This window comes from Limimaricola variabilis (assembly GCF_014195545.1).
Classification (GTDB): Bacteria; Pseudomonadota; Alphaproteobacteria; order Rhodobacterales; family Rhodobacteraceae; genus Limimaricola; species Limimaricola variabilis.
This window is the reverse complement of sequence record NZ_JACIBX010000003.1, coordinates 1-24,173: the sequence shown is the minus strand read 5'-3', so window position 1 is coordinate 24,173 and position 24,173 is coordinate 1. Positions and strand designations below refer to the sequence as shown.

Here is a 24,173-nt window from a genome sequence, read left to right as displayed (position 1 = left end):
GATCGTGGTGCCCGATCGTGATCGGGCCTCTGCGTGATTGAAGAATGATGAAGCGGGGCGGCTGCCTTAACGGATCGTCAAGCTTTGCCGTCCATGCTCCGTCTTGCGGTACAGGCTGGCGAGCCGATGACCGCGAGTAGTGAAGCCCGGACCCCGCATCGCTCTTGGCGATCGACGCGGGGTTCGGGTGGAGCGCCGGCCCCTTCACCATTCTAAAAATACGCAATTCCTCCATCGGCCCTCCCGCGCAGGTGCTATCTCTTGCGCGCCTCCAGCTCCGCATTGAACAGCCGCAACCGGTGGCCGAACGTGTCCGCGTCGATGACGCTGTCGAAATTCTCGAACAGGAAGGAGAGCGCCTCGCCCTCATCGAGTCCGGCCTCCCGCGCGAAGCGCTTCAGGCGGCGATAGCCGTCCTCGCTCATCGCGACAGGAAAGCGGCGGGTCAGCTTCAGGCGCTTGGGCATCTCGTCCTCCGGGTCCGTGGTCCGGGGCGAGCCTCGCCCCGGACGCGGCCCTCGTCCATCAGAAAGCGTCGGCCTCGAGCGCCATCACCGTCGCCGCGCCGCTCTGGATCCGGGCGAGATGCATCTTGGTCGCCGGCAACTGACGCGCCATGTAGTAGCGCCCCGTGGCGAGCTTGGTCTCGTAGAAACCACGGTCGCCCGCGCCCGAGTCCAGCCCGGCCTGCGCCGCGCGGGCCATCCGGGCCCAGGTCCAGCCGAGGCAGACATGGCCCATCAGATGCATGAAGTCGGTGCTGCCCGCGAGCGCGGCGTTCGGATCCTTCATGCCGTTCTGCATGAAGAACATCGCCGCAGCCTGCATGTCCTTCGAGGCGGCCTTGAGCGGCTCGAGGAAGTCGCGTGCGAAGGCCTCGTCCTCGGCGTTTTCCTTGCAGAAGACCTTGATCTCCTCGATCAGGGTCATCATCGGCTTGCCGCCCTGCGCGGCCAGCTTGCGGCCCACGAGATCGAGCGCCTGCACGCCGTTGGCCCCCTCGTAGATCATGGCGATCCGGGCGTCGCGCACGAACTGCGACATGCCCCATTCCTCGATGTAGCCATGCCCGCCAAAGATCTGCTGCGCCTGCACGCACATCTCGAAGCCCTTATCTGTCAGGAAGCCCTTGATGATCGGGGTGAGGAGCGAGATCATCCCCTCGGCTTCCGCGTCGCCGGTCTTGTGGCTGCGATCGATCAGCATCGCGCCCCAATAGGTGAAGGCGCGCGCCGCCTCGTTGAAGCTCTTCTGATCCATCAGCGAGCGGCGGATGTCGGGATGCACGATCAGCGGATCGGCCGGGCCCTCGGGGTTCTTCGCGCCGGTAACGGCACGGCCCTGCAGCCGGTCCTTGGCGTAGGCGAGGGCGTTCTGGTAGGCGACCTCGGACTGCGCCCAACCCTGCAGGCCGACGCCGAGACGGGCCTCGTTCATCATGGTGAACATGGCGCGCATGCCCTTATGCGCCTCGCCCAGAAGATAGCCCTCGGCCTCGTCGTAGTTCATGACGCAGGTGGCGTTGCCGTGGATGCCCATCTTCTCTTCGAGGTTGCCACAGGCGACGCCGTTGCGTGCGCCGAGCGAGCCGTCCTCGTTGACGAGGAACTTCGGCACCACGAAGAGCGAGACGCCCTTGATGCCCTCGGGTCCGCCGGGGATCTTGGCCAGCACGAGGTGGACGATGTTCTCGGCCATGTCGTGCTCACCGGCCGAGATGAAGATCTTCTGGCCCGAGATCCGGTAGGTCCCGTCCTCCTGCGGCACCGCCTTGGTGCGCATCAGGCCGAGATCCGTGCCGCAATGCGGTTCGGTCAGGTTCATCGTGCCGGTCCATTCGCAGGAGCCGAGCTTCGGCAGCCAGCGGGACTTCTGTTCGTCGGTGCCGTGGATCTTGATCGCCGTATAGGCGCCGTGGGTCAGGCCCTGATACATGTTGAGCGCCATGTTGGCCGAGACCATCGGCTCGTTGGCGGCGGTATGCATCAGATAGGGCAGGCCCTGGCCACCGAATTCCTCGGCGACGTCGATGGCGGTCCAGCCGCCGTCGCGGATCTTGTCGAAGGCCTCCTTGAAGCCCTTCGGCGTGCGCACCATACCGTTCTCGATCCGGCAGCCCTCGTGGTCGCCCAACATGTTCAGCGGCGCGAGGACCCCCGAGGAAAGCTTGCCTGCCTCCTCGAGGATCGCTGCGGTGAAGTCGGCGTCGAGATCCGCGTAGCCGGGGATGTCCTGCTCCGAGACCTTCAAGGTCTCGTGCAGCACGAATTGCATGTCGCGGATCGGCGCGGTGTAGCTTGGCATTCCCTGTCTCTCCTCCGGCGGGCCCATGGCCCGGTCTGGTCCGATGCGCGCGTCCCGGGCCTCCCCGTCCCGGACCGCGCCTGTCTCACATCGACCAGAAGGAGAGGGCGGTCAGGCCGCCGTCGCCCGTGCGCGCAGCTGGTTCAGCCGCTCCGCGCCCCATTGCATCTGCGACTCCAGTTCCCGGATCGCTTCGTCGAGCGCGGCGCGCTGCTCCTGCATCTCCTTGAGATGCCGCTCGGCCACCTCGTAGGTGCGCGCAAGCTGCACCTCCTGCTGGTCGTCGGTCTCGTAGAGATCGAGCAGCTGACGGATCTCTTCGAGGCTGAAGCCGAAGCGCTTGCCGCGCAGGATCAGCTTGAGCCGGGCCCGGTCACGCCGGGTGAAGAGCCGCTTGGTGCCCTCGCGAATGGGAAACAGGAGCTCCTTTGCCTCATAGAAGCGCAATGTGCGGGGCGTCACATCGAAGCTGTCGCACATCTGGCGGATGGTCATGGTCTGGTCGGTCATTTTTTTTGAACCCTCGGTGTCCGGTCAGACGCTCCACCTGCAGGCTCTGAATCGACCTTACAAGCAAAGGTGACGCGAACGTAAACATGACGCGACGTCAGAGCAGGGATGACGAAAGGTCAAGAAAAATCCTATCTTTCCGGAGAAATTTTGTTCTCTTGGTCAAAAATCACCGCTCGCCCCATGGTTGAGCCAAGATTTTACTCTTCATCGAGAGAGTTGGCAGATTCGTCGCGAAGCCGGCGCAGATCGGCGATCGTGCGGTCGAGTTCGGCCCGCTGCTCGGACAGAACCTCGAGTTGGCGGTCTGCCATGCCCACCCAGGTCCGCATCTGCGCCTGCGTGCCTTCGGTCTCGTAGATCATCAGGAATTGCCGGATTTCCTCGAGGCTGAAGCCGAAGCGGCGTCCGCGCAGGATCAACGTCATCCGCGCCACTTCGCGCGGGCCATAGAACCGGGCGCGTCCCTCTTTCTGAGGTGCGAGCAGCTCGATGTATTCGTAGTAGCGCAAGGTCCGGGGGGTCACCTCGAAGCGCTCGCACATTTCCTTGAAAGTCATGGGGGTATCGGACATTTTTTGCGCTCCTTCGAGGCAGACTCTAGGCCTGCGATGCCGCGACGACAACACGGCTGAGACTGAGGTTCCGCGAAGATAACGCTTGCGACCCATCTTCGGATCGCCAAGCTGCGAACATGACCTCCGATCCCGATACCGACCTCGCGCGCGCGCAGAGTTTCATCGACGCCTTGCCGCATGCCCAGGCGCTCGGGTTGCGCCTCAAGGCCTTGGCCGATGGCCATGCCGCGATCGCGATGCCTTATGACGCCCGGCTCGTGGGCGATCCCGAAACCGGGGTGATACACGGCGGCGCGGTCTCGGCCTTGATGGACACCTGCGCGGGGGCGGCGGTCATGTCGCACCCCTCCGCCCCGGTCAGCACGGCCACGCTCGACCTGCGGATCGATTACATGCGTCCGGCGACGCCGGGCGAGACGATCACGGCGCGGGCCGAATGCTGGCACGTGACCCGCTCGGTCGCCTTCGTGCGGGCCGTGGCCTGCGACAGCGACGAGGCGCGCCCCGTCGCCACCGCGACAGGCGCCTTCACCCTCGAAGCCCGAAAGGCGAAGCCATGAGCCGCCCCCGTCCCGAGCCGGTGCAGGTGATCAAGACCCGCCGTGACGGCGCCTTGCAGCGCCTAGTCGACGGCATTCCCTACATCGCATTTCTCGGCATTCGCTTCGAGCGGCATGGCGACGAGCTGACCGCCGTGCTGCCCTATGCCGATCGGTTGATCGGCAACCCGATGCTCCCGGCACTGCATGGCGGCGCGACGGCGGCGTTTCTCGAGACCACCGCCATCGTCGAGCTGGCCTGGACCCGGATGTGGGGGCTGATCGAAGCGGGCACGCCCGAGGCGCAGGCCGAGGCCGAGGCCCGGCCGAACTGGCCGCGCACGATCGATTTCACCGTCGATTACCTGCGCTCGGGCTTGCCGCGTGACGCCTATGCACGGGCCCGGATCAACCGATCCGGCCGTCGCTATGCCAGCGTCCATGTCGAGGCGTGGCAGGACAACCGCTCGCGGCTCTTCGCGCAGGCGACCGGGCATTTCCTGATGCCGGGGCTGGATGGCTGAGGTCGCGGCGCCGCCGGACCGGCCGCTGACCCATCGGCGCGTGCTGAAGATCGCGCTGCCGATCGTTCTGTCCAACGCAACGGTGCCGATCCTCGGCGCAGTCGACACCGGTGTGGTGGGTCAGATGGGCGCCGCTGCCCCAATCGGCGCGGTCGGCATCGGCGCGGTGGTCCTCTCGGCGATCTACTGGATCTTCGGCTTCCTGCGCATGGGCACGACCGGGCTCGCCGCGCAGGCGCTGGGCCGGGGCGAGGGGGCGGAGGTCGCGGCGCTGCTGAGCCGCGCGCTGCTCATCGCCTTTGCCGCGGGGGCCGGGATCATCCTGCTGCAGGCGCCGATCTTCGCCCTGTCCTTCACCCTCGCGCCCGCCAGTGCCGAGGTCGAGACATTGGCGCGCGACTACCTCGCGATCCGGGTGTGGTCGGCCCCGGCTGCGATCGCGATCTACGGCCTCACCGGCTGGCTGATCGCACAGGAGCGGACCAGCGCGGTGCTGGTGCTGCAGCTGTGGATGAACGGCGTCAACATCGCGCTCGACCTGTGGTTCGTGCTGGGGCTGGGCTGGGGCGTGCCAGGCGTCGCCACGGCCACCTTCCTGGCCGAATGGTCGGGTCTCGCTCTGGGCCTCTGGCTGTGTCGCGACGCCTTTCGCAACACCGCATGGTGCGACCGGGCGCGGGTGTTCGACGCGGCCCGGCTGCGACACATGGCGGCGGTGAACACCGACATCCTGATCCGCTCGGTGCTGCTGCAATCGATCATCATCAGCTTCCTGTTCTGGGGCGCGTCCTTCGGTGACGTGCCTCTCGCCGCGAACCAGGTGCTGCTGCAGTTTCTGAACATCACCGCCTTCGCGCTCGACGGGTTCGCCTTTGCGGCCGAGGCGCTGGTGGGGCAGGCAATGGGCGCGCGCGCGGCGCTGAGGCTCAGGCGCGCGGCGATCCTGCCCTCGATTCAGGGAGGCGTGGTCAGCCTCGGTCTGGCGGCGGGGTTCGCGATCTTCGGACCCACCATCATCGACACCATGACCACCGCGCCCGAGGTGCGGGCGGCGGCGCGCGACTTCCTGCCCTGGATGGTGGCGACGCCGCTGTTCGGGCTGATCCCCTGGATGCTCGACGGGATCTTCATCGGCGCCACCCGCAGCCGCGACATGCGCAACATGATGGTGTTGTCGGCGGCGATCTACTTCGCCGCCGCCGTTCCGCTCACAGCGGCCTTCGGCAATCACGGCCTTTGGGCCGCGATGCTGGTGAGCTACGTGGCGCGCGGCGCGACATTGGCCGCGCGCTATCCCGCTCTCGAACGCGCCGCCGCCTAGAGCCAGTCGGCCCGGCCGGTGCCGACGGCCTCTGAGACGTTGGCGAAGCCGTCGCGCTCCAACAGCCGGTCGAGCCCGCGCGCGATCTCGCCCGCGAGGCTGACGCCGCCATAGACCAGCGCGGTGTAGAGTTGCACGGCCGAGGCGCCAGCGCGGATCTTCTGATAGGCCTGCTCGGCCGAGCCGACGCCACCGACGCCGATCAGCGGCAGATCGGTGAGCGAGGACAGACGCGCCAGCACCCGCGTCGATTTCTCGAACAGCGGCTGGCCCGACATACCGCCCATGTTGTCCTTCTGGGGATCGCTCAGCCCCTCTCGCGACAGGGTGGTGTTGGTCGCGACGATGGCCGACACGCCCGTCTCTTCGGCCACCCGCGCCACGTCCTCGATCTCGGCCTCCGAAAGGTCGGGGGCGATCTTGAGAAAGACGGGCAGGGGCCGCGAAAGCCCGGCATTGGCCGTCATCACCCCGGCGAGCAGCGCCGAAAGCGCGGCGCGGCCCTGCAGGTCCCGCAGCTTCTCGGTGTTGGGCGAGGAGACGTTGACGGTGGCGAAGTCGAGATGCGGGCCGCAGCGTTTCAGCACCGTCGCGAAATCGGCTGCCCGATCCTCGCTGTCCTTGTTGGCGCCGAGATTGAGGCCGATGACACCACGCGGCCGACGCTCCAACCGTCCGGCGATGGCCTCCATGCCTTCGTTGTTGAAGCCGAAGCGGTTGATCGCGGCGCGGTCGGCGCTCAGCCGCCACAGCCGCGGACGCGGGTTACCCTCCTGCGGGCGTGGCGTTGCGGCGCCGACCTCGATGAAGCCGAAGCCGGTCTTCGACAGCGCATCAAGAGCGACGGCGTTCTTGTCGAAGCCCGCGGCCAGCCCGACCGGGTTGGGCAGGTCGATCCCTGCCACGCGGGTTGCAAGCCGCGCGCTCGTCACCGGCCCGCCCTTGGGGCCGAGGCCGGCCTTCAGCGCCTTGAGCGCCAGCCCATGCCCGGTCTCGGGATCAATCCGGTGCAGCGCCGCGAGGCCGATCTTTTCCAGCGCGCTCATGCCATGTCCTCCGGAAACTCGTGACGCCCGCCTGCGAGCGGAAGCTTCTTCGACCAGACCACCTCGGACCGCTTCAACGGACGGTAGAGATGCGGAAAGAGCTGCCCGCCGCGCGACGGCTCCCAGCGCAGGGCGTCGCCCAGATCGTCCGCCTCGATGGCGGCGAGCACCAGCCCGTCCTCGCCCGCGAAATGCTTCGCGGCGGTCTCGGGCGCCTGCGCGGCGGTGGAGAAATGGATGTAGCCATCGGCGAGGTCGACCGGCGCGCCGCGTGTCTCGCCCGCGAGGTCCAGATCGGCCCATTCGGGGGCGCGGAATATCTTGAAGATCAGCATGCGCGCTGCATGGCCGCAGCCCGCCGCGACGTCAAGCATCGCCGTCATGCGTCCGTCATGCCGCTAGGGCAGGGCAAGAGCGGCTTTGACAGGGACGCGCAGGCTGGCGCAGGCTCGGGCCACAACGAAACCGACAGGGACGCTCCAAGATGAAACTCGGACTCTTCGGCACAACCGCAGCGGTCGCACTGGCCGCCGGCGCGGCGCAGGCCGAATACTCGCTGACCATCCTTCATACCAACGATTTCCACGACCGTTACGAGCCGATCTCGGCTTATGATTCGACCTGCGCACCCGAGGACAACGAGGCGGGCGAGTGCTTTGGCGGCATCGCGCGGCTGATCACCGCCGTCCAGGAGGCGCGTGGGCGGGCCGGTGACAACATGCTGCTCGTCGATGGCGGCGACCAGTTCCAAGGCACGCTGTTCTACACCTATTACAAGGGCGAGATGACCGCCGAGTTCATGAACCGGCTCGGCTATGACGCGATGACCGTGGGCAACCACGAATTCGACGATGGCCCCGAGGTGCTGCGTGCCTTCATCGACAATGTCGAATTCCCGGTGCTGATGTCGAACGCCGACGTTTCGGGCGAGGCGAAGCTCGCCGATGCGATCCAGAAGAGCACCGTGATCGAGCGCGGCGGCGAGAAGATCGGCCTCATCGGCCTCACCCCGCAGGACACCGACGAGCTGGCGAGCCCCGGTCCCAACGTGATCTTCACCGATCCGGTCGATGCGGTGCAGGCCGAGGTCGACCGCCTGACCGAGGAAGGCGTCAACAAGATCGTCGTGCTCAGCCATTCGGGCTTCGAAACCGACAAGCGCGTGGCCGAAGGCACCACCGGCGTCGACGTGATCGTCGGCGGCCACTCCAACACGCTGCTGTCGAACGAACAGGAAGGCGCGGTCGACGTCTATCCGGTGATGGTCGGCGATACCGCGATCGTACAGGCCTATGCCTATGGCAAGTTCCTGGGCGAGCTGAACGTGACCTTCGACGACGAGGGCGTGATCACCGAAGCCTCGGGCGAGCCGGTGCTGATCGACGGCAAGGTGGTCGAGGACCAGGAGGCGCTCGACCGCGTCTCGGAACTGGCCAAGCCGCTCGACGAGATCCGTAATCGCGTCGTCGCCAACACCACCGCGCCGATCGAGGGCAACCGCGACGTCTGCCGCGCGCAGGAATGCGAGATGGGCAACCTCGTGGCGGACGCGATGCTCGACCGCGTGAAGGATCAGGGCATCCAGATCGCCATCGCCAACTCGGGCGGCCTGCGCGCCTCGATCGACGAGGGCGAGGTGACGATGGGCGAGGTGCTGACCGTGCTGCCGTTCCAGAACACGCTCTCGACCTTCCAGGTGTCGGGTGCGGTGCTGAAGGAGGCGCTCGAGAACGGCGTCGGCCAGATCGAAGAGGGCGCCGGCCGCTTCCCGCAGGTCGCCGGCATGACCTTTGCCGTCGATCCCGCCGCCGAGCCGGGCAGTCGCGTGTCTGACGTGATGATCGATGGCGAGGCGCTGGATCCGGAGGCAACCTACGGCGTGGTGTCGAACAACTACGTCCGCAATGGCGGTGACGGCTATGCGATGTTCGTCGATGCCGAGAACGCCTATGACTTCGGCCCCGACCTTGCCGATGTGACGGCCGAGTACATGGCGGCGCAGGGCGACTACAAGCCCTACACCGATGGCCGCATCACGATGAAATAAGGCCCGCTTTTGGGTTATTCGAACGCGCGCCGGGCGACCGGCGCGCGTTTTTCATGTCAGCGGCACGCGACCAGATGCAGCCGATAGCGGTTTCCTGGGCGATGGCTCCCATCACTCGTTTCCGAGGGATCGATCCTGTTCAGAGATCCCGAACCTGCAGACCCGTCTCCTCGCGGATCAGCTTCGCCACGATCCGGCGGTGGCACCCTGCAGCACAGGCTTCGAAACACAGCAGCGCCGCGTGGCGCTCGCGGGCGATGGTTTTGGCGAGGGCGAGCCCGTCCTGCGCCTCGGGCGTTTTCATGTGCTCGGCGAAGATCGCCTCCATCTCGGCAATGCGTCCCTTGCGTGCCGCCTCGCGCCCGGGCTTGGGGGTGCCGAGGCTGCGCAGATGCTCGTAGCCGATGCCCTCGGCCTCGAGGGAGGCGCGCAGCATGGTTTTCGAGAACCCGGCCCGTCGCGATGCGGCCACCGCGCGCACGTCGATCACGACCGTGACGCCTGCCGATTTCAGCTTCGCGATCACTTCGGGCAGCGTCGCGGATTCGTAGCCGATGGTGGAGAGAACCCGGTCCATGTGTCCTCCGTCGTGCCGTTCACTGTCGAAGGGTACCGCGCCATGGACCCGATTGGCAGCCGTTCTTCTTCCCTTTCGAGAGGCGGACGCGGGCGGTCGTCCCTTTCCTTTCCAGGCGCATCTGCCAGATTGATCTCAAAGGAGAAGCAAGATGTGCGGACGCATGGCGATCACGCTGCCCCATGACGCGATGGCCCAGATGTTCGAGGCGACCCCGGCCAACGACCTGCCGGAGGTGCCGAACTACAACGTCTGCCCGACGGTGCAGGTGCACACGGTCACCGCCCATGAGGGCAATCGCCGCCTGCGCCCGATGCGCTGGGGCTTCATCCCGCATTGGTACAAGAAGCCGAATGACGGCCCGCTGCTGATCAACGCCCGCGCGGAGACGGTGGCCGAGAAGCCCGCCTTTCGCGCGGCGGTCCGCAAACGTCGCTGCCTGATTCCGGCCTCGGGTTTCTATGAATGGACGGTCGATAAGGCGGGCAACAAGCTGCCCTGGCTTATTCATCGCGAGGATGGCGACCCGCTGGCCTTTGCCGGGGTCTGGCAGGACTGGGAGCGGGACGGGGAGGGCTTCGTCACCTGCGCCGTGGTCACCACGGCCGCGGCGGGCGCGATGTGCGACATTCACAGCCGGATGCCGGTGATCCTGGAGCCCGCCGACTGGCGGCTCTGGCTCGGCGAGGCGGGGCATGGCGCGGCGGTGCTGATGAAGGCCAACCCCGAGGTGCTGGCCTTTCACCGGGTCGATCCGAAGGTCAATTCGAACCGGGCCAGCGGCCCGGAACTGATCGAACCGATTGACGTCTAGGCCGTCTTGAAGCCTCCCGCGCGAGCCGCTATCAAGGCCCCGAAGCGGGCGTGATGTAGTGGTAGCCTGTCAGCCTTCCAAGCTGAACGTGCGGGTTCGATTCCCGCCGCCCGCTCCAATCCCCACCAGACCGAGACGGACGATACGGGGCGGACGCGCCGCCCCGCATGGCGTCACGCGGGGACCGATGTCGTCCGGTCGGAGGCACGCGGGCCGCTCTCCTGCCACTCGCCTTCGAAGTCGCGCGGCACCAGCAGGTTATGCGGGCCGAGATCGGCCACGTCGCGCTCGCCGCACAGCGCCATGGTGAGGTCGAGCTCCTTGCGGATCACCTCGAGCGCGGTCGTCACGCCCTTTTCGCCCATCGCACCGAGACCATAGAGCCAGGCCCGGCCGATCATCGTGGCGTCGGCGCCAAGCGCCAGCGCCTTGAGGACGTCCTGTCCCGAGCGGATGCCGCTGTCGAGCCAGATCTCCGTCTCGCCCTTCACCTCGCGCACGATGGAAGGGAGGATGCGGATCGAGGAGAGCGCGCCGTCGAGCTGCCGGCCACCATGGTTCGACACGACGATGGCGTCGGCCCCGCATTCGACCGCCTTGCGCGCGTCGCCGGCGTCGAGGATGCCCTTGAGGATCAGCTTGCCGTCCCACTTCTGGGCGATCTTGCGGACCTTCTCCCAGTCGAGCTTGAGGTCGAACTGCTCGGCGGTCCACTTCATCAGGGAGCGCGTGTCCTCCACGTCCGAGGCGTGACCGACGATGTTGCCGAAGAAGCGCCGCTTGGTGCGCAGCATCTCCAGCCCCCATGTCCACTTGGTCGACAGGTCGAGCATCGTGGCCGGGGTCAGCTTGGGCGGGGCGGAAAGGCCGTTCTTAAGATCCTTGTGCCGCTGACCCAAGAGCTGCAGGTCGAGCGTGAGAACCAGCGCCGAGCAGCCGGCGCGCTTGGCCCGCTCGATGATCCGGTCGACGAAATCCTCGTCGCGCATCACGTAAAGCTGGAACCAGAAGGGGGCGGAGGTGTGCTCGGCCACGTCCTCGATCGAACAGATCGACATGGTCGAGAGGGTGAAGGGCACGCCGAATTTCTCGGCCGCGCGGGCCGCCTTGATCTCGCCGTCGGCGTTCTGCATGCCGGTCATGCCCACGGGGGCGAGCGCCACCGGCATGGCCACCTTCTGGTCCAGCATCCGGCCCACGGTGGAGCGGTCGGACATGTCCACCGCCACCTTCTGGCGCAGCCGGATCTTCTCGAAATCCGTGGTGTTCTCGCGAAAGGTCTGCTCGGTCCAGCTGCCGGATTCGGCGTAGTCGAAGAACATCTTCGGCGCCCGGCGTTTATGCAGGCGTTTCAGATCCTCGATGCAGGTGATGACTGGCATGGTTCCCTCCCCCGATTGGTCAGGATGATTTACCAGTGGTCACGCTGCGCCGCAACGAAAACGGCGCCCCACGGGGCGCCGTCTGGTCGTCATTTCCGGCACTTGCCGAAGGATCAGGCGGAATGCGCGCCGTCGGCCAGCGCCTTCACGAAGGCGAGGATCTCGGGCACGGGCTTGCCTTCGGCGATCTGGCTCACGATGGCCGATCCGACCACGGTGCCGTCGGCGATTCCGGCGATGTTCTTCGCGGTCTCGGGCGTCTTGACGCCGAAGCCCACGATGATCGGCAGGTCGGTCTTCGACTTGATCCGGGCCACTTCGGGTGCCACCGCGTCGGCCTGCGCCTCGGCCGCGCCGGTGATCCCGGTGATCGAGACGTAATAGACGAAGCCGGTGGTGTTCTGCAGCACCTTGGGGAGGCGCGCGTCGTCCGTGGTCGGCGTCGCGAGGCGGATGAAGTTGAGGCCCGCCTGCTGGGCCGGGATGCACAGTTCGGCATCCTCTTCGGGCGGCAGGTCGACGACGATCAGCCCGTCGATCCCGGCCTCGTTGGCCTGTTCGAGGAACTTCGCCACGCCGCGGGAATGGATCGGGTTGTAATAGCCCATCAGCACGATCGGCGTCGTGGTATCGGTCTTGCGCAGGTCGCGCGCGATGTCGAGCGTGCGGTCGAGCGTCATGCCCTGCGCCAGCGCGCGCTGGCCCGCGAGCTGGATCGTCGCGCCATCGGCCATCGGGTCGGTGAAGGGCTGGCCCAGCTCGATGATGTCCACGCCCGCGCCGGGCAGTCCGCGCACGATCTCCTTGGAGGTCTCGAAATCCGGATCGCCGGCCATCACATAGGCGACGAAGGCCTTGCGCCCCTCGGATTTCAGCCGCGCGAAAGTGTCGTCGATCCGTGTCATGCCCGTCCCCCTTGGCCGATCCCTTCGCGGTGTGGGCCAAAGGGGGGCGGAAATCAATGGGGCCTCAGCCCATCGTGCCCTCGCTCTCGACGCCGATCATCCAGCGGATGCCGTAGCGGTCGGTCAGCATGCCGAACCCCTTCGACCAGAAGGTCGGCGAAAAGGCCATGTGCACCTCGCCATGATCGGCCAGCGCGTCGAAGACGGCGCGGGCGCGTGCCGCGTCGGGCAGGTCCACCGTCACCGAGCAGCCGGCCATGCGCGGCGTGCCGCCCATGATGTCGTCCGAGCCGTAGATCCAGCCATCGCCGATCTTCAGCGCCGCGTGCAGCACCGCCTGCGGGCTGGTCTCGGGCATGCTGTCGCGCACGTCCTGCGGCGCCTCGCCGAAGGTCATCACATTGGGCTCGGGCGCGTCGAAGATCCGGCGATAGGTCTCGAGCGCCTCGAGGCAGTTGCCGTGGAAGGTGAGGTAGGGAATCGGGGTCATGAAAGCTCTCCTGTCACTGGCCCCGAGCATGGCATGCGGGCCGGGCCGGGACCAAGGCTTGGCTTGCGCGGCGGCCCCCGTGCGGATAGGACCGCCGCGATGTGCTGATAGGAGGCGTGACATGGGCTTTCGCATGGGGATCGTGGGGCTGCCGAATGTCGGCAAATCCACCCTGTTCAACGCGCTGACGCGCACCGCTGCGGCCCAGGCCGCGAACTTTCCGTTCTGCACGATCGAGCCGAATGTCGGCGACGTGGCCGTGCCCGATCCGCGGCTCGACAAGCTGGCCGAGATCGCCAAGTCGAAGCAGATCATCCCGACCCGGATGACCTTCGTCGATATCGCCGGTCTGGTGAAGGGCGCGTCCAAGGGCGAGGGCCTCGGCAACCAGTTCCTCGCCAACATCCGCGAGACCGACGCGATCGCCCATGTGCTGCGCTGCTTCGAAGACGGCGATGTCGTGCATGTCGACGGCCGGGTCGATCCGGTCGCCGACGCGCAGGTTATCGAGACCGAGCTGATGCTCGCCGATCTGGAGTCGGTCGAAAAGCGGCTTCAGAACATCACCCGCAAGGTGCGCGGCGGCGACAAGGAAGCCGTCGACCAGGAGCGGCTGCTCAAGGCCGCCCATGCGATGCTCTCGGATGGCAAGCCCGCCCGCATGGTCGAGGTGGCCGACGAGGACGCCAAGGCCTGGAAGATGCTGCAGCTGATCACCGCCAAGCCGGTGCTCTATGTCTGCAACGTCGAGGAGGCCTCGGCCGCCTCCGGCAACGAGCATTCCGCCCAGGTGGCCGAGATGGCCGCCGCCGAGGGCAACGCCCATGTCGTGATCTCTGCCCGCATCGAGGAGGAGATCAGCCAGCTCGACGCCGAGGAACAGGCGATGTTCCTCGAGGAGATGGGCCTCGAGGAAGCCGGCCTCGACCGCTTGATCCGCGCGGGCTACGAGCTGCTGCATCTTGAGACCTACTTCACCGTGGGCCCCAAAGAGGCACGCGCCTGGACCATCCGGCAGGGCACGCTGGCACCGCAGGCGGCCGGCGTCATCCATGGCGATTTCGAGCGCGGCTTCATCCGCGCCGAAACCATCGCCTATGACGACTATGTCAGCCTCGGCGGCGAGAGCGCGGCCAAGGAGGCGGGCAAGATGCGCGCCGAGGGCAAGGGATATCTCGTCAAGGACGGCGACGTGATGCACTTCCTGTTCAATACCTGACCTGCGCGGGGGCACGGCGCACCGGTTGCGCCGCGCCCCCCGAATCGGGCAGTCAGACCCTTTTTCGCTGCCGAGAAAGGGAAAAGCCCGATGCCCAACCTGTCCCTCCGCCGCAATCGCGAGCGCGACCTCGCCCCGCTTGCGCGCCTGCTGACCGACGAAAACGATCTGCGTCTGGTCAACCCGTCCGCCGGCCACCCCTTCGATCCGCTCGAATGGCAGGAGAAGTGGCTGGGCGATTTGCACGACGAATCCTTCTACGTGCTGGACGGGCAGGGGCGCGAGATCGGCTTCTTTGCAATGCGCGTCGGCATCGGCCCGGAGGTGCGGCACCTCACCTACGTATTTCTCGAAGAGGCGGCGCGTGGTGGTGCCGGGGCCGAGATGGCGCGGCTGATCGAGCAGGCCGGGCGCGAACTCGAGGCGCTGTCGATCACGCTCAAGGTCGAGACCGACAACGGCCCGGCCCGCAACCTCTACCTCTCTGCCGGATACGAAGAGCTGAGCCAACGCGACGGCATGGCGACGATGCGGCTCGATCTCGACTAGGAGGCGCGCAGCTCTTCGAGATGGGCTTGGGCCGATTTCAGGTCGGCGCGGAACTTGTCGGTTTCCTCGTCGCGCAGCGCCGGGTCGGGCAGTCGCAGCAGGTATGAGGGGTGGACCGTCAGGAAGACCGGCACGCCGTTCTCCGTGGCCTCCAGGGTGCCGCGCCGTGACAGGATCCCCTTGCGCGAGCCGGTCAGGCTCTCGGCCGCCGTGCCGCCCATCGACAGGATCAGCCGGGGCTTCACGATCTCGATCTCCGACTGGACCCAAACCCGGCAGGCCTTGATCTCGCCGGTGTTGGGGTTCTGGTGGATCCGTCGCTTGCCGCGCGGCGTGAACTTGAAGTGCTTCACCGCATTGGTGACGAAGGCGCGCGACCGGTCGATCCCCGCTTCCTTAGCCAGCCGGTCGAAAAGCTGGCCCGCGGGTCCGACGAAGGGCCGACCTGCCAGATCCTCCTGGTCGCCGGGCTGCTCGCCCACGACCATCAGCTCGGCATCGTGCGGACCCTCGCCCGGCACCGCCTGGGTCGCGTTCTCGTAGAGCGGACATCGGGTGCAGGCATTCTCTTCCGTACGAAGCTGATCGAGATCATCGGCCATCGGCCGCAGAACGCTCGGCGCAGAGAGCCGCTCCATGATCTTGGCCGCACGCAGGGGCGGCAGGGTGGGTGCGGCGGCCTGCATCGCCTCGGCCCGTGCGCCCGCCGTCGCGATCATCTCGGGGATGTGCCGCGCCTCGGGCAGGTTCTTCCAGTATTTCTTGGGCATCTCCGACATCATCGCCCCGACCTTGAGCCGGGCGGGGTTGAAGATGTTGCGGAAATAGGTGCCCCAGAGTTCCTCCGTCGCATCGTCCGGAATATCCGATTTGGGCTGGCCTTCGGCGAAGTCGAGCCGCCCCTCCTCGAACAGCGCCGTCAAGTCCGGCGTGGCGATCATCCAGTCCATGTCCGCGAAGCGCCGCGCGAAGAACGGCGCGGTCGGCTCGAGCGTGAAATGCGTCGGCTCGAACCAGGCGGCAAAGCGGCGGCGGGGCAGATCGCGTGCGCCGATCTCGCGAAACCGCACGAAGGCGGTCATCTTGTGCCGGTCGCGATGCACGGCCTTTTCCATGGAGCGCAGTTTGGCGAGATCGGCGTCGCCGCGATCTTCCATCAGCCCCTTCTCCGACCTCAGCCGCCACAGCATCGCGTAGAGCCGGGCAAAGCGTTCGGGGTCCCGGTGCCAGACCACCGATCCCGCCAGTGACACGAAATCGCGCGGCACCTTGAGCGTGGAGCGGGTTGGCGCGATCTCCTCCGTCGGCTGGGCGAAGAGATCATCCGCCGCCGCGCCACGGCTCCAGGTCACCTCCGCGGGCGGGACGCGGCGCGCGATCAGCCCCCGCGCCGCCGCGCGCCAGGCCGTGTCGGTTCCGATGCGAGGCAGGGCGACGTGGGGCATGGGCGCGAAACGTCAGAACAGCGAGAGCTGTTCCGGCTGCGGCGCGAAGCGCGCGGCGAGATCCGGCGCATCGAGCAGCGCCCCGGGCGTCCAGTCGAGCAGCGTCACGAAGGGGCGGGCGTTCTTCATGTTGGCGCCCATCCGCACAAGGTCGTCCCAACGCAGTCGCCGATGGCGCCGAGCCGCGATGATCCTGTTCACCGTCTTGGTGCCGAAGCCGGGCACCCGCAGCAGCGCCTCGCGATCGGCCCGCATCGGATCGACCGGGAAAGCGTGGCGGTTGCGCAGCGCCCAGGAGAGCTTGGGGTCGATGGCGAGATCGAGATTGCCGTCCGTCCCTGCGGTGATCTCGGTCGCGTCGAACCCGTAGAACCGCATCAGCCAGTCCGCCTGGTAGAGCCGATGCTCGCGTAGCAGCGGCGGCTTGATCAGCGGCAGCTTGGCGGTGGCGTCTGGGATAGGCGAGAAGGCGGAGTAGTACACCCGCTTCAGCCCATAGGAGGAATAGAGCCGGGTCGACTGCCCGAGGATCGTCGCGTCGTTCGAGCCGTCGGCGCCGATGATCATCTGCGTCGACTGGCCGGCCGGTGCGAAGCGGGCAGGGCGCTTGCCGGTATGGCTGCGATCCTTCGCCGCCTCCTTGCGCAGCCGGACGCCGGCCATGGCCTTGCGAATGGTCTCGGGCTTCTTCTCGGGGGCGTATTGGGTCACGCTCGCATCGGTCGGCATCTCGACGTTGATCGAGACCCGATCGGCATAGAGCCCCGCCTCCTCGATCAGTTCCTGGCTCGCCTCGGGGATGGTCTTGAGGTGGATGTAGCCGCGGAAGTTCTCTTCGAGCCGCAGCTTCTTGGCGATGCGGACCATGTCCTCCATCGTCTTGTCGGGGCTCTGGATGATGCCCGAGGAGAGGAACAGCCCCTCGATGTAGTTGCGCCGGTAAAACTCGAGCGTAAGCTTCACGACTTCGTCGACCGAGAACCGCGCGCGCTCCACGTTGGATGACACCCGGTTCACGCAATAGGCGCAGTCGAAGATGCAGAAGTTCGTCATCAGGATCTTGAGCAGGCTGATGCAGCGCCCGTCAGGCGCATAGGCATGGCAGATGCCCGAGCCTTCGGTTGAACCGAGACCCTTCCCGTCCTTGGAGTTACGCTTCGACGTCCCCGACGACGCGCAGGAAGCGTCGTAACGAGCGGCGTCCGAGAGGATGGCGAGCTTACGCTCGAGGCTTTGCGCTGTCATGGCGTTCAGCTAATGTTCCACCCCCGTTCCGACAAGGCGCGTGGCCTGCGACAGGTTGTCCGCTAGCGCAGATCCGCTAGGTCCGGGCGCATGACCGCTTTCGACGTGATCCCCGACCTTCATGCCGATCCCGGCCGCCTCGAGCGCAGCCTCGCTGCGGTAGACGCTGGGGCACGGATCGCCTTTCTGGGCGATTTCATCGACGCGCTGTCTGGGCAGGCCGCGGTCTCGGACCGCGCCGTGCTGGAGCGCGTGCGGGACTTGGTCTACTCCGGTCGGGCCGTGGCGGTGATGGGCAACCACGAACTCAACGCCATCCTGTTTCACCGTCTCGGCGTCGACGGCGCGGCGCTACGCCGCCACACGCCGCGCAACATGGCCGGGCATCGCAGCTTCGTGGCGGATTTCGGGATCATGACGCCGGAGGCGCTGGGCTGGACCGAATGGTTCCTGACGCTGCCGCTCTGGCGCGAACTGGAGGGGCTACGCCTCGTCCATGCCTGCTGGAGCGCGCCGGCGATCGAGACGGTGGCCGCGCGTCGCCCGGATGGCCGCCTGCGCGTCGAAGACCTCCCCGAAATCGCGGCCCGCTCGACCCGCTTCGGCCGCGCCGTGCACATGCTGGTGACCGGGCCGGAGCTGACCGTGCCGGAGGGCAGGGGGTTCAGCGACAGCCACGGCGATCACCGCCGCAGGGTGCGCCTCGCTTGGTGGCGCCATGCGGCCACAACGTGGCGCGAGGCCGCGCTCTCGGTCCCCAATCCGGGCGAGCTTCCGGACGCGCCCTTGCCCGAGAGACCGAATCTGGCCTTCTATCCCGCCGGGGCGCCGCCGGTGCTGTGCGGCCATTACAAGATGCAGGGCCCGCCGCGTCTCGAGGAGGACAACGTCGCCTGTCTCGATCATCCCGACACGCCTTGTCTCTACCGCTGGCGTGGCGAAGCGGTGCTGCGCGAGGCGCATCTGGTCTGCGCCTGACGGCGCGGCAGATTTCTTCGATGCCCCGGATTTCGCCCTTGTTTTCACCCGGCCCGCCGCATAGACACACCGGCGGAGACGTGGCCGAGTGGTCGAAGGCACACCCCTGCTAAGGGTGCAGGCGGGAAACCGTCTCGAGGGTTCGAATCCCTTCGTCTCCGCCACTTCCCCTGTAAGTCACTGTTGCCCAAGGAATATGTGCTTTCCTATGCTCGCGGGCATTAGGAGGGACATTACTCGGGACATTACTGTGATGCAGACCTACCCCAAGGCCTCACTCGTTCGGGTTAAGGGCAAGTGGTATGTACAGGCCACCATTCCCCCGCACCTGCGCGAAGCGTTCAAGGGCAAGAAGCAGCTACGGCGAAGTACAGGCACTTCCGACCGTGGAGAGGCAGAGCGGCGGCTTCATGGGAAAGCCGGAGAGATATTCGAAGAGTTTCGCAGGGCGGAGCGGTTACATGATCCCCTTACCAATGCGGCGAATGCTCTCTCTCAGTATCTACCGGGAGAACCGAGCTGGAGTTCGGAGGACTGGGAGCCGGAAAGCTTCTCTCGCTCCGAGTGGCGGATCGAGGCGCTATATTACAACTTCATGCACGTTGACCCCTTCGGGCTAGAGGGGCCGGAGGACTACATCCTCCTTGGCCAGATGCGGGATAAAGCAGAGCAGCTGTATTACGACTACAGGGATGAACTCGAGCGGAGGAAGGCCAGTGGCCCCCGGTCTACGCGCTGCGTTTCGAGCGTATCGGAAGAACTGATCGCTAATCGCAAATTTGGCAGGCAGAAGACACGGCAAGATCATGAGCGAGCAGTGCAGAAATTCATCGCTTTTGCAGGTGACCTGCCGATCAGTCAGGTCGACAGGCCTTTAGCTTTGTCGTTCGTGGATGAACTCGCCCAGCGCTTGGCCCACAACACACTGCAGCGGGATGTAACCTTCGTTCGCCAAGTCTTCGCATTTGCGTTGGATCGCGGGTGGATCGACCGCAACCCCTTCGAGGGGGTCAGCCTGCGGGGGAAGGGGGCCAGTAGCACCAGGCGGATACCCTTCCGGCCCTCGCAACTGCAGCGGCTGTTCGCCCTCGATATGAAGCCACAAGACCGCCTTTGCTTGTCGATCCTCGCAGCCACTGGGATGCGCCTGGACGAGGTCGCCTTACTGGAGTGGCAGGACATCCGTGACGAGGGGGGTATTCGGTACTTCGACCTCCAGCGCATGCACAAGGTGGTCAAGAACGAGACGGCAGCAAGGCAGGTACCTGTGCCGTCTGCTCTCCGCCTTCCGCCTCGTGGGGTTGGTCGCCTGTTCACCTATCGGCGGGATGCCGATGGAAAGGCACAGAACGCCGCATCGAAGGCGCTGATGAAGTACATCAGGAAGGTTCGAGACGACCAGACTGATAGCCGCCTTACAGTCCACAGTCTCCGACACACCTACAAGGACGCGCTGCGTGAGGCGGGAGTACCGGAGGAGGTACAGAACTTCCTCATGGGCCACTCAGGCGCTGGGCAGGGGAGCCGATACGGATCGGGGCCGTCGCTCGCAGTTAAGGCCAAGTGGGTAGAAACGCTCGACCTCTCGTTCCTTAATGGAAAGACGGACAAGCAGCTGAAGGTCGCTTGACGCTCTGTAAACCTACTACCCCCTCTCAGCCGCTGATGTTGACAGAACAGGGGCCAAGAGGGGGTAGCGAGGAGAAGCACGTAGTGCGGCTCACGAGGTCAATGCAGCACCGGTCGGGGAGATGTACCGGAAAAGACAAGAGAAGCAGGGGGGAGTACCGGCTCCTCAAGGAGGTGAGCAATCGGCCTGAACAGCTCCAGCGGGAGGAGGAACGTCGGCTTGCCGGATACCTTCCGTTTCCTCAGTTCGGTACGCTTCTCCCGCAGGTCCTCCGCGTTCACATAGCTGAAAGGGGAGTATCCCGGCAGGTGGGCAAGGGTTTCGCAGTACACGACCAGGAGAACGGCCGGGAAGAAGGCGGCAGCCCGGTTCAGCAGGTGGAGCTGGCGTTCGTCGAGGTAGAAGAAGGTGTCATTGCGAGCGAGGCTTCCCTCCAGCTTCTTCGCCTTGACCTGTGCGAGCATGGTGGGCTGTCCCGGGACGGTGAAGGCGATGTCAGGTGCGATGTAGTAGGCCACATCGGTGCCGTCCGGCGTCAGCATCGTCCCCCGTGGCTGGTAGTGGCGAACTACAGGGGCGTGGCCGATCTTGAGGGCCGAGCCTCCTAGGCGGGCAACCGCATGCATGAAGTCGAGTTCGACTTCGTCTCCTTTGGCTTTGTCACGGGCGAATTGTTCGGCGGTACGGGAGTCAGTAGGCAATGTCTTTCTCCGAAGCCCGCCTCCTCATCCGGGCTGGTTTGAGGTGAATGTCGATAGCCCCAGACCCCGACCTTGGAACAGGTCAGGGCCAGAGCTGCACGGCTGGCCGGGTCAGGCCCGGTTCGCTTAGCTCTCCGTATGCCCGCTGCACATTTTGGTACGGCAGAGTGCCGGGAACTGCCTCGTGCGGGGTTTGCCTGGTTGCGGATTCCGTGGTCAGCGGGCCGCGCTGCAACCAGAACGGCTGGGGTCATGGGCCGCGAAAGCATAGCGATGGTGTTGAGAGATGTGTGCAGGAGCCGGTCCTGACACACTTCCAAAGCATACCACCAAACGTACTGCGCGTCAAACGGAGCGGCGGTTTTCTGCCTACATATCAGTTGGTTGACAGTGTTGTCCTCGCTGCTTGGGGCGAGGCTGTACACGCCATCCCATACCCCCGGGGGAGTGGCACTCGCCTCCCCCGGCACTTAACGATCCTCGTGCTGAGCGAAGATCGTAACTCAGGTCTGGCTGGACTGAACCCAACCCTGCGATGTACCAATTGATCTGATCTCACCCTCAGGGAGGTAGGCGCTTTGCTGAGAAAGCTCCTCGGACTAAAGGCCCGGATTCTGCCGCGGCAGAGTACGTGGCCAGGCCTCGCTCTGGTCGTATCTTGCGCCGTGGGCGGGGCAGGCGGTGCTATCGCACAGCGCATGGATGGTGCCGCATTTGTTGATGCTCGCTGGGTGCATGCGGCGAACGCGATGACCTTCAACACTGCCATTGACGATCAGGTCAGGAATGGATGCTGGACGTCAGCGGAGAGTTCCAAGGATGTGGTGGAGCTAGAACTGATCCGCAGTGGTGCTACGCTCGAAGAAGAGGATGGCTTCCACCCCAGCGTCTTTGTTTCCGCGCTAGGACACGAGACCGGCGATTACCACTGTGCAGTAAATGTGGAGCTGAGCGTATGGGCCGCAACGGCATCCTCGTTCGTCAGGGAGGGCCGGGAGATCGGGACCCTAACCCATACTCTCCTCTGGTCATCCAATAGCCTCCTGACCGGGGACAGAGTGTCGATGAACGAACGCATTCGCAGCACGCACCAGCAGTTGATTCAGAAGTTCCTGATCGCTCTGGAAAAGAATGACCGCTACGCTCGCGAACAGATGATCGAAAGCGTGGGCGAGGAACACGCGGCTTTCTGGAAAGCCATACTGGAGTAGGAAAGCAGCAGTGGACCTGAAGGAATTCGTAACCGAGACAGTCAGCGCGATTGCAGATGCAACAGCGGAGCTGCAAGAGCGGTACGCGGGTAAAGGCGTATTGGTGAATCCGCCCACCAACTCCACCGGTGAACAGTTATTCGTCGTAGGAAGAGAAGATTACCATTTCCGTTATGTGGAGAAGGTCGAGTTCGACGTCGCATTGACGGTGGGAAGTACTAAGCAGGGGGAGGGGAAGGCAGGGATCAGGATTGCAAGTGTCGAGATCGGCGGCGGCGGCTCGAAGTCGGTTACCTCAGAGGCTGTGAGTCGAGTACGCTTCACCATTCCCCTTGCGCTAAGTCCCACCGCTGAAGAAGGGCAGAACCTCGGCCGCAGCCGAGAAGAAGACGAGCGTTTCAACCGAGAAATGGCGAAGCGCCACGCGGGATACGATCTTCCCTGAGGCAGAAAGGACATTATACAGGCGAGTATAGGCGACATTCCGCTCATTGTAAGTGATTGAAATTGAAAGGAAGATATTGGTCGGCGGGCAATCCCTTCGTCTCCGCCACTAGCCCAAAAAATTGATAACATAATCAGTGTGTTATTTGTTGGCTTTGCTGGTCCGTATTCCGTTTCGTATACCTACGGCATATGTGCAGTAAGAGGGGCGTCACGTGCGCGCATTGCCGTCTGCGGTGTCGAGGGTACCCCTAAGCTCAGGACCCATTGATTTGCTTGCGGTTGCATTGGCTGCATGATTCACCCTCCGGAGCTGATGGAGGCGTGATGACCGATCTGTTCTGGCTGACTGAAGATTAGATGAGCCGACTTCGGCCATTCTTTTCAAGGAGCCATGGCAGGCCGAGGGTCGACGATCGACGGGTTCTGAGTGGAATAATATTCATCAATCGCAATGACTTGCGATGGTGTGATGCGCCTACTGAATACGGCCCCTCGAAGACACTCTATAACCACTGGAAGCGCTGGAGTGAGATGGGTGTGTTCGCCCGGATCTTTGAAGGATTGGCTGCCGAGGCAGCGGATCCAAGCACGGTCATGATCGACGCCACCTATCTCAAGGCATACCGCACGGCATCGAGCCTGCGGTCAAAAAGGTGGGGGCGTGGAAGACTAATCGGGCGGACCAAGGGTGGCATGAACACTAAGCTACATGCTGTCAGAGAGGCACACGGTCGCCGCCAAAACCCTTCATGGCCGCACAGGTTAAGTGAGCGACTATACCGGCGCTGCAGCGCTGATGAGGAGCTTGCCCGAAGCTCACTGGCTGCTCGCCGATTGGGGCTATGACGCCAACTGGTTTCGCGAAGCCCTGAATGACAAAGGTATCAAGTCCTGCATCCCGGGCCGGAAGTCCGGCGACTGATCGTTGAAATACGACAAGCGTCGATACAAACGCCGCACCGCATCGAGATCATGTTCGGCAGGCTCAAGGACTGGAGACGCGTCGCCACTTGCTACGATAGATGTCCCGAAGCGTTCCTGTCCGCCGTCGCTCTCGCAGCAAGCGTCATCTTCCGGCTCTGAAACTCAATGAGTCTGCAGCCTGAAGATGCGTTGTTCGTCCTCCTGAGAATACAGGTGCAGATTGAGCACAGGTATCCTTAAGGCTGTGAGCCCTTGTTGAGGTTACCGGAAAAAAGGTTCTCTCTACACTCGGCAGGGCAACCAGGGCGTGAAAATAGGGGGGGGATACGTGTACTCTGCCGACCATGGTGCTAATGGCGCCTCTAGCCTTTGCATGACAAGTTTTTTCGGCGAAGCGCCTCGCATATGGCTGAAAAGATCTCGACGATGTGGACGATACCGTCGTCATGTTTGTCCTCCAGGACGATGTCGCAATCGTTCGCTCAGGCATTGCTCAGAGCAACAACTGAGCGAGCAACGCCAACGGCGATGCCTAGGAAAATTGACGTAGTTGGCTAAGCCTATGGCACCTCTAGCGCGACTTAGGCGCCTATGATGCAGGAGATTTATTGGAGGCCAAACATTGAACGAAGGGGAGATTTGCTAGTCGGGCTAGGCTCAGGACCCATTGATCTTGATGAGGCTGCGTGATTCAGGCTCCCCGAGGAGCATGATCAATGAGCAACCTTTTCTGGCTGACGACCGAGCAGATGGCCCGGCTGCAGCCCTTCTTTCCAAAAAGTCACGG

24 protein-coding genes, 2 tRNA genes and 1 pseudogene are annotated in these 24,173 nt (G+C 64.8%); 14 read left to right on the top strand and 13 right to left on the bottom strand.

Annotation, left to right across the window (positions count from 1 at the left end; genetic code table 11):
- Nucleotides 1–254 precede the first annotated feature (254 nt).
- The 4 genes from FHS00_RS05810 to FHS00_RS05795 form a co-directional block, all read right to left on the bottom strand.
- Nucleotides 255–467, bottom strand: a complete 213-nt coding sequence (locus tag FHS00_RS05810; protein ID WP_085895624.1) for a hypothetical protein — start codon at nt 465–467, stop codon at nt 255–257.
- A gap of 58 nt (nt 468–525) precedes the next feature.
- A complete protein-coding gene (locus FHS00_RS05805) occupies nt 526–2,304 on the bottom strand; it encodes an acyl-CoA dehydrogenase C-terminal domain-containing protein (RefSeq protein ID WP_183470778.1) in 1,779 nt (592 codons plus the stop codon).
- A gap of 111 nt (nt 2,305–2,415) precedes the next feature.
- Complete coding sequence (locus FHS00_RS05800) at nt 2,416–2,814, bottom strand: MerR family transcriptional regulator (protein ID WP_183470776.1); 399 nt, start codon at nt 2,812–2,814, stop codon at nt 2,416–2,418.
- Nucleotides 2,815–3,014: 200 nt separating this feature from the next.
- Complete coding sequence (locus FHS00_RS05795; RefSeq protein ID WP_183470774.1) at nt 3,015–3,389, bottom strand: MerR family transcriptional regulator; 375 nt, start codon at nt 3,387–3,389, stop codon at nt 3,015–3,017.
- Nucleotides 3,390–3,508: 119 nt separating this feature from the next.
- Between FHS00_RS05795 and FHS00_RS05790 the strand changes: the two genes are divergently transcribed.
- From FHS00_RS05790 to FHS00_RS05780, 3 genes are read left to right on the top strand one after another with little or no spacing between them, the layout of a single operon-like run.
- The gene (locus FHS00_RS05790; RefSeq protein ID WP_183470772.1) at nt 3,509–3,952 is read left to right on the top strand and encodes a PaaI family thioesterase; all 444 of its coding nucleotides are present in this window, start codon (nt 3,509–3,511) and stop codon (nt 3,950–3,952) included.
- Complete coding sequence (locus tag FHS00_RS05785) at nt 3,949–4,455, top strand: PaaI family thioesterase (RefSeq protein ID WP_183470770.1); 507 nt, start codon at nt 3,949–3,951, stop codon at nt 4,453–4,455. The genes FHS00_RS05790 and FHS00_RS05785 overlap by 4 nt, the downstream gene beginning before the upstream one ends.
- Nucleotides 4,448–5,776, top strand: a complete 1,329-nt coding sequence (locus FHS00_RS05780; RefSeq protein ID WP_183470768.1) for an MATE family efflux transporter — start codon at nt 4,448–4,450, stop codon at nt 5,774–5,776. The genes FHS00_RS05785 and FHS00_RS05780 overlap by 8 nt, the downstream gene beginning before the upstream one ends.
- On the opposite strand, the gene FHS00_RS05775 is transcribed toward FHS00_RS05780, so the two are convergent.
- Nucleotides 5,773–6,822 (bottom strand): quinone-dependent dihydroorotate dehydrogenase, encoded by a 1,050-nt coding sequence (locus FHS00_RS05775; protein ID WP_183470766.1) that lies wholly within the window; start codon nt 6,820–6,822, stop codon nt 5,773–5,775. The two genes, FHS00_RS05780 and FHS00_RS05775, sit on opposite strands and share 4 nt — an antisense overlap.
- Nucleotides 6,819–7,157, bottom strand: coding sequence for a DUF952 domain-containing protein (locus FHS00_RS05770; protein WP_183471196.1), 339 nt, complete (start codon nt 7,155–7,157; stop codon nt 6,819–6,821). The genes FHS00_RS05775 and FHS00_RS05770 overlap by 4 nt, the downstream gene beginning before the upstream one ends.
- A 149-nt stretch (nt 7,158–7,306) precedes the next feature.
- On the opposite strand from FHS00_RS05770, the gene FHS00_RS05765 reads away from it, so the two are divergent.
- Nucleotides 7,307–8,869, top strand: coding sequence for a bifunctional metallophosphatase/5'-nucleotidase (locus FHS00_RS05765; protein WP_183470764.1), 1,563 nt, complete (start codon nt 7,307–7,309; stop codon nt 8,867–8,869).
- A gap of 139 nt (nt 8,870–9,008) precedes the next feature.
- On the opposite strand, the gene FHS00_RS05760 is transcribed toward FHS00_RS05765, so the two are convergent.
- A complete protein-coding gene (locus tag FHS00_RS05760; protein ID WP_183470762.1) occupies nt 9,009–9,446 on the bottom strand; it encodes a DUF488 domain-containing protein in 438 nt (145 codons plus the stop codon).
- 151 nt (nt 9,447–9,597) lie between these two features.
- Here FHS00_RS05760 and FHS00_RS05755 point away from each other — a divergent pair, with 151 nt between their 5' ends.
- Both FHS00_RS05755 and FHS00_RS05750 read left to right on the top strand, forming a co-directional pair.
- The gene (locus tag FHS00_RS05755; protein WP_183470760.1) at nt 9,598–10,260 is read left to right on the top strand and encodes an SOS response-associated peptidase; all 663 of its coding nucleotides are present in this window, start codon (nt 9,598–9,600) and stop codon (nt 10,258–10,260) included.
- A gap of 44 nt (nt 10,261–10,304) precedes the next feature.
- A tRNA-Gly gene (locus tag FHS00_RS05750) sits at nt 10,305–10,378 on the top strand.
- A gap of 55 nt (nt 10,379–10,433) precedes the next feature.
- On the opposite strand, the gene FHS00_RS05745 is transcribed toward FHS00_RS05750, so the two are convergent.
- The 3 genes from FHS00_RS05745 to FHS00_RS05735 all read right to left on the bottom strand — a co-directional run bounded on the left by FHS00_RS05745 (nt 10,434) and on the right by FHS00_RS05735 (nt 13,037).
- Complete coding sequence (locus tag FHS00_RS05745) at nt 10,434–11,642, bottom strand: alpha-hydroxy acid oxidase (protein WP_183470758.1); 1,209 nt, start codon at nt 11,640–11,642, stop codon at nt 10,434–10,436.
- Nucleotides 11,643–11,755: 113 nt separating this feature from the next.
- On the bottom strand, nt 11,756–12,547 hold the full coding sequence (gene trpA, locus FHS00_RS05740) for a tryptophan synthase subunit alpha (protein WP_183470756.1): 792 nt from the start codon (nt 12,545–12,547) through the stop codon (nt 11,756–11,758).
- 64 nt (nt 12,548–12,611) lie between these two features.
- Nucleotides 12,612–13,037, bottom strand: coding sequence for a VOC family protein (locus FHS00_RS05735; RefSeq protein WP_183470754.1), 426 nt, complete (start codon nt 13,035–13,037; stop codon nt 12,612–12,614).
- A gap of 121 nt (nt 13,038–13,158) precedes the next feature.
- Between FHS00_RS05735 and ychF the strand changes: the two genes are divergently transcribed.
- Entirely contained in the window at nt 13,159–14,256 is a 1,098-nt protein-coding gene (ychF, locus tag FHS00_RS05730; protein ID WP_183470752.1) for a redox-regulated ATPase YchF, read from the top strand.
- 90 nt (nt 14,257–14,346) lie between these two features.
- Nucleotides 14,347–14,805: a GNAT family N-acetyltransferase gene (locus tag FHS00_RS05725; RefSeq protein ID WP_183470750.1), complete on the top strand. Its 459-nt coding sequence runs from the start codon at nt 14,347–14,349 to the stop codon at nt 14,803–14,805.
- On the opposite strand, the gene FHS00_RS05720 is transcribed toward FHS00_RS05725, so the two are convergent.
- On the bottom strand, nt 14,802–16,250 hold the full coding sequence (locus FHS00_RS05720; RefSeq protein ID WP_183470748.1) for a UdgX family uracil-DNA binding protein: 1,449 nt from the start codon (nt 16,248–16,250) through the stop codon (nt 14,802–14,804). The genes FHS00_RS05725 and FHS00_RS05720 overlap by 4 nt on opposite strands.
- A gap of 12 nt (nt 16,251–16,262) precedes the next feature.
- Complete coding sequence (locus FHS00_RS05715; RefSeq protein WP_183470746.1) at nt 16,263–17,495, bottom strand: putative DNA modification/repair radical SAM protein; 1,233 nt, start codon at nt 17,493–17,495, stop codon at nt 16,263–16,265.
- Between the two features lie 90 nt (nt 17,496–17,585).
- On the opposite strand from FHS00_RS05715, the gene FHS00_RS05710 reads away from it, so the two are divergent.
- The 3 genes from FHS00_RS05710 to FHS00_RS05700 all read left to right on the top strand — a co-directional run bounded on the left by FHS00_RS05710 (nt 17,586) and on the right by FHS00_RS05700 (nt 20,103).
- Nucleotides 17,586–18,473, top strand: coding sequence for a metallophosphoesterase (locus FHS00_RS05710; RefSeq protein WP_183470744.1), 888 nt, complete (start codon nt 17,586–17,588; stop codon nt 18,471–18,473).
- 74 nt (nt 18,474–18,547) lie between these two features.
- A tRNA-Ser gene (locus tag FHS00_RS05705) sits at nt 18,548–18,637 on the top strand.
- 89 nt (nt 18,638–18,726) lie between these two features.
- The gene (locus FHS00_RS05700; protein ID WP_183470743.1) at nt 18,727–20,103 is read left to right on the top strand and encodes a DUF6538 domain-containing protein; all 1,377 of its coding nucleotides are present in this window, start codon (nt 18,727–18,729) and stop codon (nt 20,101–20,103) included.
- 98 nt (nt 20,104–20,201) lie between these two features.
- Here the strand turns inward: FHS00_RS05700 and FHS00_RS05695 are convergent, their stop codons facing one another.
- Nucleotides 20,202–20,804, bottom strand: a complete 603-nt coding sequence (locus tag FHS00_RS05695) for a hypothetical protein (RefSeq protein WP_183470742.1) — start codon at nt 20,802–20,804, stop codon at nt 20,202–20,204.
- Nucleotides 20,805–21,502: 698 nt separating this feature from the next.
- Between FHS00_RS05695 and FHS00_RS05690 the strand changes: the two genes are divergently transcribed.
- From FHS00_RS05690 to FHS00_RS05680, 3 genes and pseudogenes are all read left to right on the top strand, one after another.
- Nucleotides 21,503–22,015, top strand: a complete 513-nt coding sequence (locus tag FHS00_RS05690) for a hypothetical protein (protein WP_183470741.1) — start codon at nt 21,503–21,505, stop codon at nt 22,013–22,015.
- Between the two features lie 10 nt (nt 22,016–22,025).
- Nucleotides 22,026–22,460 (top strand): trypco2 family protein, encoded by a 435-nt coding sequence (locus FHS00_RS05685; RefSeq protein WP_183470740.1) that lies wholly within the window; start codon nt 22,026–22,028, stop codon nt 22,458–22,460.
- Between the two features lie 359 nt (nt 22,461–22,819).
- A pseudogene (locus tag FHS00_RS05680) lies at nt 22,820–23,545 on the top strand (IS5 family transposase).
- Nucleotides 23,546–24,173: the final 628 nt, after the last annotated feature.

Bases quoted from the DNA above. Each gene is read 5' to 3' on its own strand.
- FHS00_RS05805 (WP_183470778.1), bottom strand. From the start codon at position 2,304: ATGCCAAGCTACACCGCGCCGATCCGCGACATGCAATTCGTGCTGCAC.
- trpA (WP_183470756.1), bottom strand. From the start codon at position 12,547: ATGACACGGATCGACGACACTTTCGCGCGGCTGAAATCCGAGGGGCGC.
- FHS00_RS05700 (WP_183470743.1), top strand. From the start codon at position 18,727: ATGCAGACCTACCCCAAGGCCTCACTCGTTCGGGTTAAGGGCAAGTGG.
- FHS00_RS05725 (WP_183470750.1), top strand. From the start codon at position 14,347: ATGCCCAACCTGTCCCTCCGCCGCAATCGCGAGCGCGACCTCGCCCCG.
- FHS00_RS05770 (WP_183471196.1), bottom strand. From the start codon at position 7,157: ATGCTGATCTTCAAGATATTCCGCGCCCCCGAATGGGCCGATCTGGAC.
- FHS00_RS05755 (WP_183470760.1), top strand. From the start codon at position 9,598: ATGTGCGGACGCATGGCGATCACGCTGCCCCATGACGCGATGGCCCAG.
- FHS00_RS05760 (WP_183470762.1), bottom strand. From the start codon at position 9,446: ATGGACCGGGTTCTCTCCACCATCGGCTACGAATCCGCGACGCTGCCC.
- FHS00_RS05715 (WP_183470746.1), bottom strand. From the start codon at position 17,495: ATGACAGCGCAAAGCCTCGAGCGTAAGCTCGCCATCCTCTCGGACGCC.
- ychF (WP_183470752.1), top strand. From the start codon at position 13,159: ATGGGCTTTCGCATGGGGATCGTGGGGCTGCCGAATGTCGGCAAATCC.
- FHS00_RS05780 (WP_183470768.1), top strand. From the start codon at position 4,448: ATGGCTGAGGTCGCGGCGCCGCCGGACCGGCCGCTGACCCATCGGCGC.
- FHS00_RS05765 (WP_183470764.1), top strand. From the start codon at position 7,307: ATGAAACTCGGACTCTTCGGCACAACCGCAGCGGTCGCACTGGCCGCC.
- FHS00_RS05800 (WP_183470776.1), bottom strand. From the start codon at position 2,814: ATGACCGACCAGACCATGACCATCCGCCAGATGTGCGACAGCTTCGAT.
- FHS00_RS05790 (WP_183470772.1), top strand. From the start codon at position 3,509: ATGACCTCCGATCCCGATACCGACCTCGCGCGCGCGCAGAGTTTCATC.
- FHS00_RS05795 (WP_183470774.1), bottom strand. From the start codon at position 3,389: ATGTCCGATACCCCCATGACTTTCAAGGAAATGTGCGAGCGCTTCGAG.
- FHS00_RS05720 (WP_183470748.1), bottom strand. From the start codon at position 16,250: ATGCCCCACGTCGCCCTGCCTCGCATCGGAACCGACACGGCCTGGCGC.
- FHS00_RS05690 (WP_183470741.1), top strand. From the start codon at position 21,503: ATGGATGGTGCCGCATTTGTTGATGCTCGCTGGGTGCATGCGGCGAAC.
- FHS00_RS05710 (WP_183470744.1), top strand. From the start codon at position 17,586: ATGACCGCTTTCGACGTGATCCCCGACCTTCATGCCGATCCCGGCCGC.
- FHS00_RS05735 (WP_183470754.1), bottom strand. From the start codon at position 13,037: ATGACCCCGATTCCCTACCTCACCTTCCACGGCAACTGCCTCGAGGCG.
- FHS00_RS05745 (WP_183470758.1), bottom strand. From the start codon at position 11,642: ATGCCAGTCATCACCTGCATCGAGGATCTGAAACGCCTGCATAAACGC.
- FHS00_RS05810 (WP_085895624.1), bottom strand. From the start codon at position 467: ATGCCCAAGCGCCTGAAGCTGACCCGCCGCTTTCCTGTCGCGATGAGC.
- FHS00_RS05775 (WP_183470766.1), bottom strand. From the start codon at position 6,822: ATGAGCGCGCTGGAAAAGATCGGCCTCGCGGCGCTGCACCGGATTGAT.
- FHS00_RS05785 (WP_183470770.1), top strand. From the start codon at position 3,949: ATGAGCCGCCCCCGTCCCGAGCCGGTGCAGGTGATCAAGACCCGCCGT.